General features: G+C 72.0%; 16 protein-coding genes and 1 other RNA gene. 12 read left to right on the plus strand and 5 right to left on the minus strand.

The features are described 5' to 3' along the window. Positions 1-103: 103 nt before the first annotated feature. Entirely contained in the window at positions 104-784 is a 681-nt protein-coding gene (locus FB471_RS23485; RefSeq protein WP_142002363.1) for a FadR/GntR family transcriptional regulator, read from the plus strand. A 35-nt stretch (positions 785-819) separates the two neighbouring features. Beyond that, on the plus strand, positions 820-1,800 hold the full coding sequence (locus FB471_RS23490; RefSeq protein ID WP_142000547.1) for a cobalamin biosynthesis protein CobD/CbiB: 981 nt from the start codon (positions 820-822) through the stop codon (positions 1,798-1,800). Here the strand turns inward: FB471_RS23490 and FB471_RS23495 are convergent. The 4 genes from FB471_RS23495 to FB471_RS23510 form a co-directional block, all read right to left on the minus strand. Next, on the minus strand, positions 1,733-2,638 hold the full coding sequence (locus FB471_RS23495) for an SURF1 family cytochrome oxidase biogenesis protein (protein WP_142000548.1): 906 nt from the start codon (positions 2,636-2,638) through the stop codon (positions 1,733-1,735). The genes FB471_RS23490 and FB471_RS23495 overlap by 68 nt on opposite strands. A 45-nt stretch (positions 2,639-2,683) precedes the next feature. Further along, positions 2,684-3,556, minus strand: coding sequence for a fructosamine kinase family protein (locus FB471_RS23500; RefSeq protein WP_142000549.1), 873 nt, complete (start codon positions 3,554-3,556; stop codon positions 2,684-2,686). Positions 3,557-3,632: 76 nt separating this feature from the next. Continuing rightward, positions 3,633-4,109 (minus strand): low molecular weight protein-tyrosine-phosphatase, encoded by a 477-nt coding sequence (locus FB471_RS23505; RefSeq protein WP_142000550.1) that lies wholly within the window; start codon positions 4,107-4,109, stop codon positions 3,633-3,635. Positions 4,110-4,125: 16 nt separating this feature from the next. After that, the gene (locus FB471_RS23510) at positions 4,126-4,707 is read right to left on the minus strand and encodes a chorismate mutase (RefSeq protein WP_142000551.1); all 582 of its coding nucleotides are present in this window, start codon (positions 4,705-4,707) and stop codon (positions 4,126-4,128) included. A 32-nt stretch (positions 4,708-4,739) separates the two neighbouring features. Here FB471_RS23510 and FB471_RS23515 point away from each other — a divergent pair, with 32 nt between their 5' ends. From FB471_RS23515 to FB471_RS23535, 6 genes are all read left to right on the plus strand, one after another. Then, entirely contained in the window at positions 4,740-5,555 is an 816-nt protein-coding gene (locus FB471_RS23515) for a Nif3-like dinuclear metal center hexameric protein (RefSeq protein ID WP_425457083.1), read from the plus strand. Between the two features lie 14 nt (positions 5,556-5,569). Continuing rightward, positions 5,570-6,307 carry a zinc ribbon domain-containing protein gene (locus FB471_RS34625; RefSeq protein WP_211358110.1) on the plus strand — a complete coding sequence of 246 codons (738 nt, stop codon included), beginning with the start codon at positions 5,570-5,572 and terminating at the stop codon, positions 6,305-6,307. After that, complete coding sequence (locus tag FB471_RS23520) at positions 6,304-7,449, plus strand: bifunctional RNase H/acid phosphatase (protein ID WP_211358111.1); 1,146 nt, start codon at positions 6,304-6,306, stop codon at positions 7,447-7,449. Before FB471_RS34625 ends, FB471_RS23520 begins: the two co-directional genes overlap by 4 nt. Before the next feature lie 62 nt (positions 7,450-7,511). Beyond that, an RNA gene (rnpB, locus tag FB471_RS23525) (RNase P RNA component class A) lies at positions 7,512-7,901 on the plus strand. A 201-nt stretch (positions 7,902-8,102) separates the two neighbouring features. Next, positions 8,103-8,420: an LGFP repeat-containing protein gene (locus tag FB471_RS23530; RefSeq protein WP_142000553.1), complete on the plus strand. Its 318-nt coding sequence runs from the start codon at positions 8,103-8,105 to the stop codon at positions 8,418-8,420. 303 nt (positions 8,421-8,723) lie between these two features. Continuing rightward, the gene (locus FB471_RS23535) at positions 8,724-9,593 is read left to right on the plus strand and encodes an SCO6745 family protein (protein ID WP_142000554.1); all 870 of its coding nucleotides are present in this window, start codon (positions 8,724-8,726) and stop codon (positions 9,591-9,593) included. A 102-nt stretch (positions 9,594-9,695) separates the two neighbouring features. Here the strand turns inward: FB471_RS23535 and FB471_RS23540 are convergent, their stop codons facing one another. Beyond that, positions 9,696-10,904 (minus strand): cytochrome P450, encoded by a 1,209-nt coding sequence (locus FB471_RS23540; RefSeq protein ID WP_142000555.1) that lies wholly within the window; start codon positions 10,902-10,904, stop codon positions 9,696-9,698. 655 nt (positions 10,905-11,559) lie between these two features. On the opposite strand from FB471_RS23540, the gene FB471_RS23545 reads away from it, so the two are divergent. From FB471_RS23545 to FB471_RS23560, 4 genes are all read left to right on the plus strand, one after another. Beyond that, positions 11,560-11,829 (plus strand): hypothetical protein, encoded by a 270-nt coding sequence (locus tag FB471_RS23545; RefSeq protein WP_142000556.1) that lies wholly within the window; start codon positions 11,560-11,562, stop codon positions 11,827-11,829. Positions 11,830-11,841: 12 nt separating this feature from the next. After that, positions 11,842-12,333: a hypothetical protein gene (locus FB471_RS23550; RefSeq protein ID WP_142000557.1), complete on the plus strand. Its 492-nt coding sequence runs from the start codon at positions 11,842-11,844 to the stop codon at positions 12,331-12,333. 3 nt (positions 12,334-12,336) lie between these two features. After that, positions 12,337-15,300: an ATP-binding protein gene (locus FB471_RS23555; RefSeq protein WP_142000558.1), complete on the plus strand. Its 2,964-nt coding sequence runs from the start codon at positions 12,337-12,339 to the stop codon at positions 15,298-15,300. A 194-nt stretch (positions 15,301-15,494) separates the two neighbouring features. Beyond that, positions 15,495-17,591, plus strand: a complete 2,097-nt coding sequence (locus FB471_RS23560; RefSeq protein ID WP_142000559.1) for a magnesium transporter — start codon at positions 15,495-15,497, stop codon at positions 17,589-17,591. The last annotated feature ends 6 nt before the right edge of the window (positions 17,592-17,597 follow it).

A 17,597-nucleotide genomic window follows, 5' to 3' on the forward strand; every position in this document is an offset into this window, starting at 1 on the left:
TAGTACTTAATCAAGAGAAAGTAGTACTTAATCGAAACAGGCGGGTAACCTGAGGGGAACCGGAGAAACTGGAGGTGCGGTGGCCGACGGCACGCACGCGCGGGTGCTGGACGCACTGGGTTCCGCCATCGTGCGTGGCTCCCTCGAGCCGGGAGCCGTGCTGCGGGTCGAGGAACTGCAGCAGCGGTACGACGTGTCCCGCACGGTGGCCCGCGAGGTCGTCCGGGCACTGGAGGGGATGGGCCTGACGACCAGCAAGCGCAGGGTCGGCGTGACCGTGCGCGAGTCGGCGGGCTGGAACCACTACGACCCCAGGTTGATCCGCTGGCAACTGGACGGTCCGGGGCGTGCGGAGGCCCTGCGCACGCTGACCGAGCTGCGCAGCGCGGTGGAGCCGAGCGCGGCCAGGTTCGCCGCCCTGCGTGCCTCGCCCGAGCAGCGGGGCAGGTTGCGCGCGCTGGCCACCCGGCTGGCCGGCACCGCCAAGGCCAGGGACCTCGGTACCTTCCTCGGGCACGACATCGAGTTCCACCACCTGGTGCTGACCGCGTCCGGCAACCCGATGTTCGGCCAACTGTCCGAAGTGGTCGCCGAGGTGCTCACCGGAAGGACAGGGCACGGCTTGATGCCCCCCGAGCCGCGGCCCGAGGCGGTGGCCTGGCACGCCGAGGTCGCCATCGCGATCGAGGCAGGCGAGGCGAGCCGGGCCGAACGGGCCATGGCCGACATCGTGGTGCAGGCCCGGGACGAGATACTCGAACTGCTCACCCCGCCGGACCGGTAGCCCGGTCGCCGGCCCCGTTCGGTACGGTCAGCCGGGTGAGCGGGGCGAGGGCGATCGGACTGTTGCTGGGGGTGCTCGCCGACGGCGCCATCGGCGGCCGTAATCGGAGCGGGCCCGCGGACGGGTTCGCGCGGCTGGCACGCACGGCCGAGCGCAAGCTGTACGCCGACCGGCCGGTTCCCGGCGTGCTCTACGCCGGCGGGCTGACCGCGGGGGTCGTGCTGATCGGGCTGGCCGCCGAACGCGTCGGCCGGCGCAGCCCGCTGCTGCGCGCCGTGGGCACGGCGACCGCGACCTGGGCGGCGCTGGGCGGCGCCGCGCTGGCCGCCGACGGCACCGAACTCGCCCGCGACCTGGAGACCGGCACCCTGGAGGCGGCGCGGACCCGGCTGTCCGAGCTCGATCTGCGGGAGACGGCAGGCCTGGACACGATCGGGCTGTCCCGCGCCTCGGTGGAGGCGGTCGCGGAGAACACCTCGGATGTGGTGGTCGTCCCGCTGGTGTGGGGCGCGCTGGCCGGTATCCCCGGGGTGCTCGGTGCCCGCGCGGTCACCGTGCTGGTGCGCACCGTCGGCCCACCGAACCGGGTCGCCCTGCCGCCGCGCCATCGCCGGTTCGGGTGGTTCACCGCGCGGCTGGACGAGGTGGTCAGCCTGCTGCCGACCCGTGCCGCCGCCGCGCTGACCGTGGCCGCCGCTCCGGTCGTCGGCGGTTCCGCCGCGGGCTCGTGGCGGGCATGGCGCCGGGACACCGCGGCGCACCCCGGCCCCAACGCGGGCAGGGTGGAGGCCGCTTTCGCCGGCGCGCTGGAGGTTCGGCTCGGCGGGCGTACCGCGTACCGGCACGGCACGGAGGAACTGCCGGTGCTCGGCGACGGCCGCAACCCGGACGCGGGCCACGTGACCCGCGCCGTGGAACTGTCCAGGGTGGTCGGCTGGCTGGCCGGACTCAGCTCGGCCGCGCTCGCGCTCCTGCTCGGTCCGTGGCGGCGTCGGTGCCGGAGCCCCCGCCGGTAGTCCCCGGCCGCCCGGCTTCCTCGCTCTCCTCGTCCTCGGCGAGGATCTGCGCCACGGACTTGCGCCTTGCCGGCTTGTCCTGCGACTTTCCTTCCAGCGCGCCCCCTGGCTTCAGCTCGCGAACGGTGAAGTACAGCCAGCCGAGCAGGGCCATCGTGCCGAACGCGATCCACTGCAGGGCGTAGGCGAAGAAGGGGCCGGCCTCCAGCTGCGGTAGCGGCAGGGCGCCCAGCACGCCCGGCTGGTCCGGCTCCAGCTGCAGGTAGCCGGGCCGGATGTCCAGGCCGGTGGCCCTGGACACCACCCGCGCGTCCACGCTGTAGCTGTGCAGCCGTCCGGCCGTGGACTCGCCCGCGAAGGCGTCCCGCCGCTGCGGGTCGGTCTCGTCGATCCGGACCCGGCCGACCAACTCGACCCGGCCCGCGGGTGGCGGCTGGTACGCGGGCACCCTGCTGCGCTCGTCCGGCCGCACGTATCCCCGGTCGACCAGCACGACCCGGCCGTCGGTGGTGCGCAGCGGGGTGAGGATCTCGAAGGCGGGCTCGCCCTGGACCGTGCGCAGCCTGGCGATCACCTCGTCCCCCGGCAGGTAGCTGCCGGTCACGGTGACCCGTTCCCACTGCGTGCGCTCGTCCGGGGTCGCGCCGCCGGGCAGCACCTCGGCCAGCGGCCGTGGCTGGGCGTCGAACGAGGCCTGCAGCGCGGCGTTGCGGGTCTCCCGCTCGGCGTCCCGGCTGAACTGCCAGGGCGCGAGCAGGGTGTAGCAGGCAGCGGCGAAGGCGAACACCAACACCGTCAGGGCCAGCCAGCTCGGCCGCAGCAGGAACTTCAACCGCACCCCTCAACGGTAAGCTGTGGTCCGCGGAGGGGGTACGGCGCGGGGTCAGCCGAGCCGCAGCGCGTCCTCGGCCGCGGCCAGCGACTGGCGGGCGTACCCGCCGCCGAACACGGCGGCGTGCATGAGCAACGGGAAGAGCTGGTGCAGCGGGATGCGGTCCCGCCAGTCCGCGGGCAGCGGAGCCCCGGCGTCCGCGGCGGCCTCGAGGTACCCGCCGAGCACGTACTGCAGCGAGGTGAGCCCGAACAGGTGCAGCATCGCCAGGTCGGTCTCCCGGTGCCCGCCGTGCGCGGCGGGATCGATCAGCCAGGCCTCCCCGTCGGAGGCCCAGAGCACGTTGCCACTCCAGGCGTCTCCGTGCAGCCGGGCCGGTGGCTCCGCGGGGCCCGCCAGCTCGGGCAGCCGCTCGCACACCCGGTCGAACACCTCGGCCTGCGCCTGGTCGAACAGGCCCTTGTCCACGCAGGAACGCACGTACGGCTCGATCCGGTACGCGGCGAAGAACGTGGGCCAGTCCCCGTGCGGCTCGTTGCGCATCGGCGCGAGGCCCATCCAGGCGTCGGCGGGCCCGCCGGGGGGAGCCGAGCCGAACGCGGGCGCGCCCCGCCGGTGCAGCGCGCACAGCCGGCGACCGAGCCGCTCGGCGGCCGAGGTGCTCGGCACCCCGGTGGAGACGTGCTGGATCACCAGCCACTCCTCGTCCCAGCCGTGCACCTCCGGGGTCGGGACGTCGCCGTACTCGGCCAGCCAGCGCAGGCCGGCGGCCTCCGCGGTGGCCGCACCCCGGCCCTGGCCGCGTTTGGTCACCACCTTGCGCCCGTCGGCCAGGGTCACCGCGAAAGCCTCGCCGCCGATCGGCTGGGCCCTGGTGGCCCGCTGCCCGGTGAACCGCTCGGCGGCCGCCCGCTCGGCGCTCATTTCCTGGCTCCTTCTCGCTGCGCTCCTCGGCCCGTGGGCCGGACCTGTGATGCTCGCGAGGCGTCGCCTTCGGCGCTCACCGGTGCTCCCGCACCCAGTCGAGCAGGCCGGGCATCGACCGTTCGATCATGCCGAGCACCTCCTCGAACCCACCGTCGGCGCCGTAGTACGGGTCGGGCACCTCGGCGCCGTCCGGCGCGGAGGGGTCGAACTCCCGCAGCATGCGCACGCGGTCCGGGTCCGGCGCGAGCCTGCGCAGGTCGCGCCGGTGGGAGGCGTCCGCGGCGAGCAGCAGGTCGGCGTCCAGGTGCGGTGCACCGACCTGTGCCGCGATGTGTTCACCGCGGTAGCCGTGCGCGTCCAGCGTGGCCCGCGCCCGCGGGTCGGCGGGCTCGCCGACGTGCCACGGTCCGATCCCGGCGCTGCTCACCCGCACCTGTTCGGCGAGCCCGGCGCGGCGCAGGTGCTCGGTGAAGACCAGCGCGGCCATCGGCGAGCGGCAGATGTTTCCCGAGCAGACGAAACAGACGTGCGGTACGGGGGAGTCGGTCACGAGTGCGGTCTCCGGGTCAGGTGTCGTCGGGGTGGCATACCGAACGCACGGCCCGCTCCAGCGCGGTGCGGTGCAGCGGATCCAGCGAGCGTGCCTCGCCGACCGTACGTACGGCGCGGAACAGGTGGTGCGGGCAGGTCCGGTCGGCCCGTGCGGTGCCGGTGGCCTCGAGTTGGGCGAGCAACTCGCCGGTGATCCGGTCCAGCGCCGGCCGGACCTCGGTGGCGAGGTCCGGCCATGCGGTCGGTTGCCGCTCGGGGTGGGCGGTCCAGTACGCGTGCAGCGCCCGCTGCACCAGCTTGCCGGCCGTCAGCTGGTCGCGAAAGATCCGGGTGGCCGTGGCGGGGTCGATGCCGATGTCGGCTGCGCGCTCGGCCACGGTGGCCAGGATCCGCCGTTCGCGAGCCGGGTCCTCGATGGGCCCACCGGTACCCCATTTCGCGGCCGCCACCGCGTTCGCGATCAGCGCGCGCTCCGCGGCGAGATCGGTCAGCGGCAGCAGCGGTTGGCTCGGCTGTGCCGAGGCGGGCTGGGGAGCGCACACCAGCGCGACCGAGGCGCCCGCGGCGAGCAGGAGCGAGGACAACCGACCGTGCACAGCAAGGCAGCGTACATGCGAGGATCGGCGACATGTCAGTGCCAGTCTCCGAGGTGATCGCCGCGCTCGAAGCGGCCTACCCGCCCGCGCTCGCCGAGTCCTGGGACGCCGTGGGCCTGGTGTGCGGAGACCCGACCGAGTCCGCGGACCGGGTGCTGGTCTGTGTGGACCCGGTCGAGGAAACCGTGGCCGAGGCCGAGGAGCTCGGCGCCCGGCTGATCGTCGCGCACCACCCGCTGCTGCTGCGTGGGGTGCACGGGGTCGCCGCCGACACCGCGAAGGGCCGGCTGGTGCACCGGATGATCCGCGCGGGGATCGCCCTGTACTGCGCACACACCAACGCCGACTCCGCCAACCCCGGGGTTTCCGACGCGCTGGCCGAGACCGTCGGCGGGTTGCGGGTGCTGGGTCCGCTCGCGCCGCACGAGGACGGCGTCACCGGGATCGGCCGGATCTGCGAGCTGGTCGAGCCGGAACGTCTCGGTTCCTTCGTGGCCCGGGTGGCGGACGCGCTGCCCGCGACCCGGCCAGGGGTGACCGGGGCGGGCGACCCGGACCGGTTGCTGCGCACCGTCGCGGTCTCCGGCGGGGCGGGGGACAGCTACCTGGGCCGGGCGAGTGCCGCCGGGGTGGACGCCTATGTCACCGCCGATCTCCGGCACCATCCGGCAGGTGAGCACCTCGGCGCGGCCGGCCCGGTGCCCGCGCTGGTCGGACTCACCCACTGGGCCAGCGAGTGGCCGTGGTGCGGGCAGGCAGCGAACGTCATCGAGTCGGCCGGTGCGGGTACCGTCGACGTTCATGTCTCCACGCGGTGCACCGATCCGTGGAACCTGCGAGCGAGCTGAGGGAGAAACATACAGTGAAGGCAGAATCTGCCGTCCAGCGTCAGCTACTCGACCTGGCCAAAGCCGATGCCGACCTGGACCGGGTCGAGCACCGTCGGCGCAACCTCCCCGAGCTGGCCGAGATCGCCCAGGCGGAGAAGACCCTGCGGGAGCGTAAGGACGCGCTGGTGGCCGTGCAGACTTCGGCCTCCGACCTGGATCGGGAGGTGGCCCGGCAGGAGAAGGAGGTCGACTCGGTCCGGGCACGCGGGGAGAAGGACCGCAAGCTGATGGAGTCCGGTTCGGTCGGCGCCAAGCAGCTGACCGACCTCGAGCACGAGGTGGCCACCCTGCAACGCCGCCAGTCCGCGCTGGAGGACGACCTGCTGGATCTGATGGAGCGCAAGGAAGCGCTGGAGCAGGACGCCCAGCGCACCGGCGCCGAGGTGGACAAGGCCGAGCGGGACCTCGCCGATGCGGCCAAGCGCAGGGATGAGGCGCTCGCCGACCTCGAGTCGACCGAGGCCAAGCGCAAGGCCGATCGCGACGCGCTGCTGCCCCGGTTCCCCGAGGACCTGCTGACGCTGTACAGCCGGGTGCGCGAGCAGAAGGGGATCGGTGCTGCCCTGCTGCGGTCCCGGCGATGCGGCGCCTGCCAGCTCGAACTGGACCGCAACACCGTCTCCGAGATCAAGGCCGCCGCCGAGGACGAGGTCGTCCGCTGCGAGAACTGCGGAGCCATCCTGGTGCGCACCATGGAGTCCGGGCTGTGACGACACTTCAGGTCATCGTCGAGGCCGATGGCGGTTCCCGGGGCAACCCCGGCCCCGCGGGCTACGGCGCGGTGGTGAAGGACGCGGCCACCGGGCAGGTACTCGCCGAACGTTCCGCCGGGCTGGGCGTGGCCACCAACAACGTCGCCGAGTACCAGGGACTGATCGCCGGGCTGGAGGCCGCCGCCGAGCTCGGCGCGTCCACTGTGGAGGCCCGGCTGGACTCGAAGCTGGTCGTCGAGCAGCTCTCCGGCCGCTGGAAGATCAAGAACGCGGCGTTGCAGCCGCTCGCGGTGCGGGCTCGCGACCTTGTGCGACGGTTCGAACGGGTCCGGTTCGAATGGATTCCGCGCGCGCGGAACGCCCACGCGGACCGGCTGGCCAACGAAGCGATGGACACCCAGGCCGGTATCGAGACCACCCCCGCGCCCGAGCGCGAGGAACCGGAGCAGACCGAGCTCTGGCCGAGCGCGGACCGGTCCTCCCCTGCCGGGTGGACGGGTGCCGTCGGGACGCCGACCAAGCTGTTGCTGCTGCGGCACGGGCAGACCGCGATGTCGGTGGACCGGCGCTACTCCGGCCGTGGCGACGTGCCGCTCACCGAACTGGGTGCCCAGCAGGCGGCGGCCGCGGCCAAGCGGTTGTCCACGATGGATGGCCTGTTGGTGGGCGGAGAGCCCGCCCCGGTCATCACCTCGCCCCTTGGCAGGGCGCGGCAGACCGCCCGGGCCGTCGCCGACGCGCTCGGCGGTCCCGTCACCGAGCACGCCGGGTTGACCGAGACCGACTTCGGCGCCTGGGAGGGGCTGACCTTCCCCGAGGCGGCCCAGCGGGATCCGGAGCTGCACCGGGCCTGGCTCGGCGACGCCTCGGTGCCGCCGCCGGGCGGGGAGAGCTTCGACGCCGTGCACCGCAGGGTGCGCGGTGCGCTGGCTGAGCTGACCGAGTCCTACGCCGGGCGCACGGTGGTCGTGGTCAGCCATGTCACGCCGATCAAGACCGTGCTGCGCATCGCGCTGGACGCCGGGCAGTCCCTGCTCTTCCGGCTGCACCTGGATCTGGCCTCGCTGTCGATCGCCGAGTTCTACCCGGACGGCAACGCCTCCGTCCGGCTGGTGAACGACATCTCGCACCTGTCCTGAGCCGCCGAACCCGGTGGGGCTGCCGGGCCGGCCCAGGCACGGGGATATCCTGGTACGGCGGGCGAGTTGGCAGGGCGGCCGCGGTAGCGCGCCACGGCGCGGTATCGAGGAAAGTCCGGACTCCGCAGGGCAGGGTGGTTGCTAACCGCAACCCGGGGTGACCCGCGGGAAAGTGCCACAGAAAACAGACCGCCCCGCCGACGACGCGGGGTAAGGGTGAAACGGTGGTGTAAGAGACCACCAGCGTCCCGGGTGACCGGGACGGCTTGGTAAACCCCACCCGGAGCAAGGCCAAGAGGGAGCAACGCTCCTGCGCAGGCGTTCGAGGGCGGCCCGTCCGATGCCTGCGGGTAGGCCGCTTGAGCCTGTCGGCAACGGCAGGCCGAGATGGATGGCCGCCCATCGCGGTACCGCCGCGTGGACAGAATCCGGCTTACATGCCAACTCGCCCGCCCCACCTTTCCCGGCCCCGGGATCGGTGGGGTATCCGGGTGCTGAGCTGCCTCCGGGGATCCGGACGGCTGTTTCGACGACGTCTTCAGACGTTTCCGCCCGCAGTCAGTCCACAATAGACTTCCCACAATAGACCTCGCACCGGCCACGGAGGACGCGGCGATCCGCAAGGGCGACGCCGGTGGCCCGCGGTTCGCGAGGTGGACGGTGGGCTGGAGCGGGGCAGGGAGGACGGTGGGCTCGGGTATCCCACCACGGAGGAGACGGCCAGCACCGACTCCGAAGGCGAGCCCGGTCGCTACGTGCGCTTCCGCAAGAACGGTTCGCCCGGCACGTTGTACTGGCGGCACGACATCGGTACCCGTGCCGTGTACGGGGCGATCGACGCGCGGTGGACCTCGTACGGGCGGGAGAAGGGCAGCCTCGGGGTGCCGAGGATCGATGTCACCGCGACCCCGGACGGGGTCGCCTGGTATGTCCACTTCACCAGGAACGCCTCCCCGACCGGTTGTGGGTGAGGCACTGGAATCCGGAGCGGGCCGAAACATAGCCACCTGGGCATGTGTCACTCGGGAGGCGGTACGAGGATCGGTAAGGCTTACCTACTTTGGTAGGGCCAGGTCCTCGCACCGACGAAAGGGTGGTCCGAGATGGGTGGGTGTAACTGCTGTAGCTCGTGCAGTGGTCCCGGTTGCGGCTGCTGCGGGAGCTGCTGACAACGGAGAACCGGGCCCCGGGCCGCCGCCACTTTCCGGCGGCGGTCCGGGGCCCGGTCATGTCGGGCGGAGCCGCGTGCGCCGGTGGGCCGATAGGGTCGGGGTATGGATCACCAAGAAGCCGCGCAGCTCGCCTACCGCTGCCACCGGGTGCTCGAGCCATTGCACTCGATGGTCTACTTCGCCCCGGAGGCCGAGGACCGGCTCACCGCGGCGGGCCTGCGCCCCGGCCGGATGTGCTACTTCGCCAGCCGTTCCGCCCCGATGGGCGCGGTCGGCCCCGGCACGGTGGCCGCGACCTTCTTCAACTTCAACCCGGTTCTGGTCGCCGAGCACATCCCGGAGGCGTGGAAGTTGGCCACCCCGGAGCAGGTGCTCGAGGCCAGGCTGGTGGCCGCCGACGCCGCGCTGCGCAGGCTGCTCGGTGCGGATGCGGACTCCGAGCAGGTGGCCGAGGCCGCCGACCTGGCGCGGCAGGCCGCCGAGCTGTGCATCCCGGAGGGGCGCCCGCTGTACGCCGCGCACGCCGACCTGGACTGGCCGAGCGAGCCGCACCTCGTGCTCTGGCACGCCGCCTCGCTGCTGCGCGAGTTCCGTGGGGACGGGCACATCGCCGCGCTGGTCGGCGCCGGGCTGAACGGGCTCACCGCACTGGTGACGCACACCGCGACCGGCAAGGGTTTCCTCGAGTCGGTCGCCAAGCGCCTGCGGGGCTGGTCCGACGACCAGTGGGCGGCCACCGTCGACTACCTGCGTGGCGAGGGCCTGCTGGACGCCGACGGGAACCTCACCGAGCAGGGCAACCAGTTGCGCGAGCGGGTGGAGGCGGACACCAACGCCGCGGCCGCGGGCCCGTTCGCCACGCTCGGCGCGGAGAAGGCCGAGCGGCTGCGCGAGCTCGGCCGCTCGCTCAGCAGGCAGATCATCGCCGAGGGTGCCTACCCGCAGGAGGGCATCTTCGCCAACTCCCGCTAGCGGACCCTGAACGTGGCTTTCCGGACGTTCAACGTCGCGAACGGCACTTTTGGGTCGTCTGACGTCTCGAACGCCACGTTCAGGGCTTTTGGGGGTCGGGGGTCACCAGCGCACGGGTAGGCGGTGCACCCCGTAGATCACCATGTCCTCGCGCATGGGGACCTCCTCCGGCGGCACCGCGAGCCGCAACCCGGGAAACTCCTCGAGCAGGGCCGCGAAACCGGCGCGCATCTCGATCCTGGCCAGTTGCTGGCCGAGGCACTGGTGCACGCCGTGTCCGAAGGCGAGGTGCCCGGCGGCCGGCCTGGCCAGGTCGAGCCGGTCCGGCTCGTCGAACCGATCCGGGTCCCGGTTGGCCGTCGACAGGTGCAACAGCACCGTTTCGCCGCGGCGGAGCAGTACGCCGTCCAGCTCGACGTCCTCCAGCGGGGTGCGCTGCGTGCCGAGGTGGACGATCGTGAGGTACCGCAGCAGTTCCTCGACCGCGTTGTCCATCGCCCCCGGGTCCGCGCGCAGGGCCGCCAGCTGTGCGGGTTCGCGGAGCAGGGTGTACGTCCCGAGCGCGAGCATGTTCGCGGTGGTCTCGTGCCCGGCGACCAGCAACAGAAACCCCACGCCCGCCAGCTCGGGATCGTCCAGCTCGCCCCCGGCCACCAGCCCGCTGAGCAGATCGTCGCCCGGTTCGGCCCGTTTGCGTTCGACCAGCTCGCCGAGGAAACCGAAGACCCTGCCCAGCGCGGCCATCGCGTCCTCGTACTCGGTGTCCAGGTTCAGCATCGTGGCCGCGTCCTGCTGGAAGCGGCCCCGATCGGCATACGGCACGCCGAGCAACTCGCAGATCACCAGGGACGGGATGGGCAGCGCGAACTCCCGCACCAGGTCCGCGGGTGGCCCGGTGCGCCGCATCGCCGCGGCGTGCTCCCGCGCGATCTCCTCGATCCGCTGGGCGAGCTGGTTCATCCTGCGCACGGTGAACTGGCCGGTGAGCAGGCGGCGGTACCGGGTGTGTTCCGGCGGATCCTGGTGGACGAACATTCCCGGCGGCAGGTCGCCCGGCTTGGCCTCGGCCGGTATCCGCCTGCTGGCCACCGGCGGATGTTTCAGTTCCGCCTTCGCGCTGAACCGGGGGTCGGCCAGGATCGCCCTGGCATGCGCGTAGTCGGTCACCAGCCAACCCCGGTGCCCGTCCGGGTAGGTCATCCGGGAGATCGGCTGGTCGGTGCGCAACCGGCTGACCTCCTCGGGCGGGTCCAGTGGTCGCCGGCGGGCAGTGGAAAGGCCTTCCGCGGCGGGTGGGGCGGTCTCGGTCATCGGTTTTCCTCCCCTTGCCGGGTGCCAGTGGGCACGGTTGCCCCTCGAAGCTACACCTGATTCACAACTTTGTGAAAGTTGTCATACGAGCGAACCTGCCAGGGGTAAAGGTGAGAGACGCTCGCGTTCTGCCGGGAATGTGGCCCTGTCGGGGTGACGATTACCGAAATTCCACCGGTCCGAGGACGTGATTACCGACAGTCGCGAAAAATGCGCGGAGTCCGAGTGATCGGTAACCGTGATCGCCTCTTCGGATGATCTCCGTCCCGGCTCTCCGGTCCCGCCCGACTCACACGACGGCACCCGGTCTGCCACCCGAACGGGGCATGGTGCACTATGCACAGCGTCATCAGCGGGGCGATCCGTTGCACCCAGAGTGAGTTTGATCCGTGCTGCCGGGTGAGTTCAGCCGCACACTACGAAATCCGGGTGGCCAGGGTTAATACTTGACGGTCGGACAGCCATGATGGAGGGCGACGAGATTCAGTGAGACCGGCCGTTATTCGCTTCGGACAAGCACGCCCTGTTCACCGGAACGCCCTTTGACCACTACCCCTCGTAACGCCATGATGTTGTGTGACAACGGCAAGTACTGTGACAAGTTCAAGTGCAGTGACAACTTGACGACCACACTCCGCGCACCCGGGAGTATGCGATGACGACCATGACGAGCCTCATGGAACTGGCCCAGGAGCAGCCACTGGACACGGGCGGTGTCCGCACGTGGATCCTGGACAACATCATCCCGCTGGTGCTGCTCGCCGTCGCGCTGCTGCTGCTGTGGTTGGGCGGCGGGAAGGGCGACAACGCCGGTGTCATGCGGCGCCTTGCCGGTGTGGTGATCGCGCTGGCCATCGTGGGGTTGGCGGTGAGCGGACTCGGCGTGAACGTCGGTGAATGGCTCGCCAGTCTGTTCACGGGCTGAGCTGGACTCGCCTTGCGGATTCGAACCGATGACGAGGTCTACCGGGTCGATGCGGTGTGGCTCGGCCCGCCGAAGGCCACTTTCCCCTGGCGGGCCCGCTACGTGGCGTGGGGCGTCGGGATCCCGGTGTTCCTGGTGGTGCTGACGGTCGAGCGGCAGCTCGGCTTCGAGTTCGGGTTCTTCTCGACAGCCTGGGCTTTCATCGCCACTATCGCGATCACCAGGTTGATCACGGCGAAGATCAGTCACGAGCGCCCGCTCGGCGCCGTGCTGGCGATGTGGGCCCGCGAGCTGAACACGCCGCGGGCACGCTCGAGCGGCGCCGGCGGCGCGGTCAGCGCCAGCAAGGTGCGGGTGCGTGCCGACCGGCCACGGCCGAGACATCATGGGCGCGGACATCAACATCATGGGCGCAGGGGGAGAAGCCAACCTTTCCGCGAGGGGGCCGGTAGTAACACAGCACGAGTACGCCGGGGCCGTACACGGCCCGCGGTGGGGAGGTAGTCGTTGTTCGGTCGCGGCGGAAGGCGGCAGCAGAACCGGGAACAGGACCTGTCCCCGGGTTCCGGCGCTTGGCAGGCCGGGACGCCCCAGCTCCAGGCCAAGCAGGTACGCCAGTCCAAGCAGGTCAACCAGGGCAAGCAGACCAAGCAGCGGCGGCTTCCCGGTGAGCAGGCCGTGCCCACCTACACCCCCTCGATCGCCGCCCGCAGCATCGACGGCCACCTGCTGCGCACCGGCAACGAGGTCTACGCCTGGTACCGCCTCGCGCCGCAGCGCTGGTCCTTTCGTTCCGACTCCCAGCGCCGGGACCTGGTGGCCGCGATCGCCGGCCAGTACGCCGAACTGCAGGGCCGCTGGATGCACCTGCGGGTCACCACCCGGCCCTATCCGATCCGGATGTGGGCCGAGGCGCACGTGCACAACGCCATAAGCCGCCCGCAGGACACCCCGGGCACCCTCTCCTTCGACGACTACCTGATCGGCGAGCAGCAGCAGCTGATGGGCCGCTCCATGGCGGAGAAGGAGGTCTACCTCGGGGTGCAGGTGCAGACCCGCGGGGTGATGGACCGCGCGGTGGAGCGCGCGGCCCCGCTGCTGCGCAGGATCCTGCCCGAGGCGGTGGACGCCGAGCTCACCGCGCTGGACTCCGAGGTCGAGCACCTGGACCAGGTGATCGGCTCGGCCGGGCTGGAGGGCCGTCCCGCGCTGGCCGAGGAGATGTCCTGGCTGATGCACCGGTCCTGCTCGCTCGGCCTGCCCGCGCCACGCAACCTGCCCGCGGTACCCGGGGCGGCCTGGGAACCGGAGGACCTCGCCAGCTTCACCGACGCCGCGGACCTGCACTGCGACCCCTACGCCCCGACCGTGACGGTGCGCGGGCGTACCGGGTCCAACGCCGGGTTGTCCCGGCAGGTCGCGGTGCTCACCGTCGGGCAGATGCACGGGCTGCAGATCCCGGAGGTCGACGACCCGTGGGTGCAGCACGCCGACCGGTTGCCCGCCGCGGTCGAGTGGTCGGCCCGGATCTACGTGCGCAAGCCGGAGGAGGTGGCCGGCGAGCTGCAACGGCAGATGAACAAGGTGCGCTCGCAGGTCAAGCACTACACCGACGAGCACGAGCTGGAGCCGCCGCAGTCACTGGCAAGGCAGGCGTCCAGGGTGCTGGAGATCGACGACGAGATGACCTCCGGCTTCACCGCGCTGGCCACCAGGGTGCGGTCCTGGTGGCGGCTCGCGGTGTCCGGACCGACCGAGCGGGACGCGCTGCGCCTGGCCCAGCAGCTACTCGACCTGTACAAGCCGAAGATCGCCATCGAGCACCCCGAGGCGCAGTACGCGATGGCGCGGGAGTTCATCCCGGGTGAGCCGCTGGCCTCCGGCGCCTACATGCGGCGCGGTTCGGTGGTCTGGGCCGCCTCCTCGGTGCCGACGGCCACGGCCGAGGTGGGGGACCGGCGGGGCATCCTGCTCGGCGAGACCTGCACGGCGACCCGGCGCCCGGTGGCCTGGGACCCGTGGATGGCGCAGGAGATCCGGGACGGCTCCGGCCTCACCGCGATGGTGGCCGGCCTCGGTGGCGGCAAGTCCTTTCTCGGCGGCGGGATCGTCTACAAGACGCTGCGCGCCGGGGCGCACTGGACGATCCTGGACCCCTCCGGCCCGCTGGCCAGGCTGTGCGACCTGCCGGAGGTACGGCCGTATGCCCGGCCGATCAACCTGCTGAACGCCCAGCCGGGCATCCTCAACCCGTACCGGGTGGTCGCCGAGCCGCAGCTGGAGCACTTCCTGGACGAGGACGATCCGGAGCGGGCCTGGCGCAGGGAACGGGCGCTGGCCGGGGCCACCCGGCGTCGCCTGGTGCTCGACGTGCTGACCGGCATCCTGCCCTACGAGGTGGCCAGGATGCCGCAGAGCCGGATCGTGTTGCTGCGCGCGGTCCGCACGGTCGGTGGCCGGTACGACGCCGATCCCGGGCAGGTCATCGACGCGCTGCGCCGCGACTCCAGCGAGCACCACGAGCACGCCGTGGTCGTGGCCGACTTCCTGGACGAGATGCGCGAGCGGATGTCGCTGCTCATCCCGGAGGCCGACGCCGACCCCTATGCCGAGACCCGCGACGACCGGATGACCGTGCTCACCATGGCCGGCCTGACCCTGCCCAAGGACGGGGTCAACCGGGAGCACTGGACCGACGCCGAGGCGCTCGGCGTGGAGATGCTGAACCTCGCCGCCTGGCTCACCCAGCGCTCGGTGTACGAGAAGCCGAAGGACCTGCGCAAGGGTGTGTGGATCGACGAGGCGTTCTTCCTCTCCGAGGTGCCGACCGGCCGGGTGCTGATGAACCGGTTCGCCCGTGATTCCCGGAAGTGGAACGTCCGGGTGCTGCTGTCCTCGCAGATTCCGGCGGACTTCCTGCGGATCCAGGGCTTCGTCTCCCTGCTGGACTCGGTGTTCGTCGGCAGGCTGGACGACGAGGACGCGCAGTCCGACGCCCTGCGGCTGCTCAAGGTGCCGGTCGGTGTCGGCTACGAGCAGGTGGTCTCGGCGCTGGGCAGGCGGCCCGGTGCGCAGCGCGGGGTGCTGGAGCGCGACCGTGAGCCGCGCCAGTTCATCTTCGGCGACGGTGCCGGCGGGGTCGAGCGGATCCGGGTCGACTTCTCCGGGCCGCATCTCGAGCACCTGCGCGCGGCCATGGACACCACCCCCGGTTCGATCGACCCCCGGGTCACGGGCAGGACCCCGGAGCCACCCGAGCCACCCGGCCCGGACGGGGCGGAGGAGTCGCGGGCCGGTGCCCCGGCCCCGCCCGCGGAGGACGACCTGGAACCGGACCTGGAGCGGGCGGCCGAGCTGGAGGTCGGGCTCACCGAGGAGCAGGTGCTCGAGGAGACCGCGGCCGAGCCGCGCGCCGACGCGGACCGGCACGCGCGCGCCGGTAAGGGCGGCACGGGTCGGGACGCGGCATGACACCCCCCGGTGTCGGGCCGCGGTGCTCAAGGCGGGCGCGGCAAGGTCGCGGAGGAGCCAGCATGACACCCCCCGGTGTCGGGCCGCGGTGCTCAAGGCGGGCGCGGCAAGGTCGCGGAGGAGCCAGCATGACACCCCCCGGTGTCGGGCCGCGGTGCCCAAGGCGGGCGCGGCAGAGTCGCGGAGGAGCCGGCATGACCACCCTGCTGGTACTCGTGTCCGTGCTGGCGCTCGCCGGGGCGCTGCGCCGGTTCGGCCGATCCCGCCGACGATGCGCGGCCGGTCCGGGCCGGCGCAGGGGGCCCGCGCTGCTGATGGCCGTCGTGATCATCGGGCTGCAGGCCGTCCTCACGGCCCCGCCCGCGGCGGCGCAGAGCTGCGGCGAGGCGCCCAACCCGGAACGGCCCGGCTCCGGCATGGTCGGCGCGCTCGACCCGGCGGAGGGGCAGGGCGAGGCGGGCAGTGCCTATGTGGACTACAGCTACGCGGGGCTGGTGTGGCACACCTACCAGTCCGACTGCGGGGCGCTGTCCGGGATCGCCGACCCGAACACCACGATCGACACCTGGGCGGGCAACCAGCTCTTCAACATCGGCAAGAACATCGTCGGCGCGACCAACTCGCTGCACTACACCGTGATGGAGGGCGGGCTGCTCAGCCCGCTCTACGACGCGGTGAAGGCCGGTGCGGAGAGGGTCTACAACAACATCTACGCCCAGCTGTTCGGGCTGGCCGCGCTGATCCTGGCGATCATGCTGTTCCGCAGCATCTGGCGGGGTGACCTGCCCACGGTCGGCAAGCGGGCGCTGTTCGCGCTGGCCGGTGCCTGGCTGGCGGCCTCCTCGTTCGCGATGCTGCGTTACTACGACGAGATCGACCACGCCATCGTGCAGACCACGACCAACATCCAGGCCGGTTTCGTGGACGCGTCGGAGGATCGGGTGATCCGGCACGTGCTGCCGACCAACCTGCACGACGAGGTCGTCTACAAGAACTGGCTGCGCGGGGAGTTCGGCTCCCCGGAGGCACCGCAGGCCGAGCAGTTCGGCAGGCCGTTGCTGGACGCGCAGGCGTTCACCTGGGGGGAGATCCGCAACGGCGACGACGCCAAGCAGGAGGTCGTGGACGCGAAGAAGGCCGAGTACAAGAACATCGCCACCCAGCTGGGCCCGGCGACCGGCTACTTCACCGGCGAGGACGGCAGCCGCACCGGCGCGGGTTTCCTCGGCTTCGCGCAGAGCCTGGTGTACTCGCTGTTCCAGCTGTTCGCCAAGGCCGCGGTGTTGCTGGCGCAGGTGGTGGTCCGGCTGCTCACGCTGACCGCGCCACTGATCGGGCTGGTGGCCCTGCTGCACCACGACATCCTGCGCAGGGTGGCGAAGGTGGTCGGCGCGGTGGCCTTCAACCTGGTGATCCTCTCCGTGCTCGCCGGGGTGCACGCGCTGCTGCTGCAGGCGATCTTCGACGCGGGCAACTCGCTGTCCATGCTGACCCAGATGGTGATGGCCGGGCTGCTGACCGTCCTGCTGTTCCTGGTGGGCAGGCCGGCGCGGCGGCTGTGGCAGATGGTGGAGATGTCGGTCAGCATGGTCGGCTCCGCGGTTCCCTCGCCCCGGGGCGGGCTGTTCGGGCGGCTCCGCAAGGGGCAGCAGGGACCCACCCCGCAGGACGAGTTCTGGCAGAACGTCAAGGACTCCGACGATGTGGAGGGCAACGCCGAGCAGCGCGGGCCGATCGGGGCCACGGCCGGCGGCAGGCGGATCCGGCCGGAGGCGGGCGCTGTGTTCGCCACCGCGCAGCGGGTGGACGGCGGCGCCGGGCAGCGCGCCGGTGGTTGGGCCGGGCCCGGTGCGGTCGTGGAGGGCTCCACGGGCGCACCCGGACTGCCCGCGGCCGGCTCCGGGGCGGCCGCCGGGCGCGCCCCGGGTCGCGCGCCGGGCGAGCACACCTTGCCGGAGGCGAAACAGTTCGCCGCGGCGGGCTTCACCGGACCGTCGAGCAGGCGGGTGGACACGGCCCCGGTGACCGACCGGCGCTGGGATCGCGGCGATGAGTCGGAATCGGTCGTGGTGCCCTCCCGGATGGACGGGGTGCACGCGCACGCCGCGGACTACGGCACGGTGCCCCGGCGGGCCCCGCAGCCGGAGCAGCCGATCCCCGGCCAGCGCGGCACGCCCCGGCGGGCGGACTCCGAGATGGTGGCGGGCAAGCCGGTGTTCGTGCTGTACCGCCCCTCCCGCGGCCTCGAGGTTCGGGAGGACATCCGCGACACCGACTCAGTCGTGAGGTAGGTGTCC

The sequence above is a fragment of the Amycolatopsis cihanbeyliensis genome (assembly GCF_006715045.1).
In the GTDB taxonomy this organism is placed as follows: domain Bacteria; phylum Actinomycetota; class Actinomycetes; order Mycobacteriales; family Pseudonocardiaceae; genus Amycolatopsis; species Amycolatopsis cihanbeyliensis.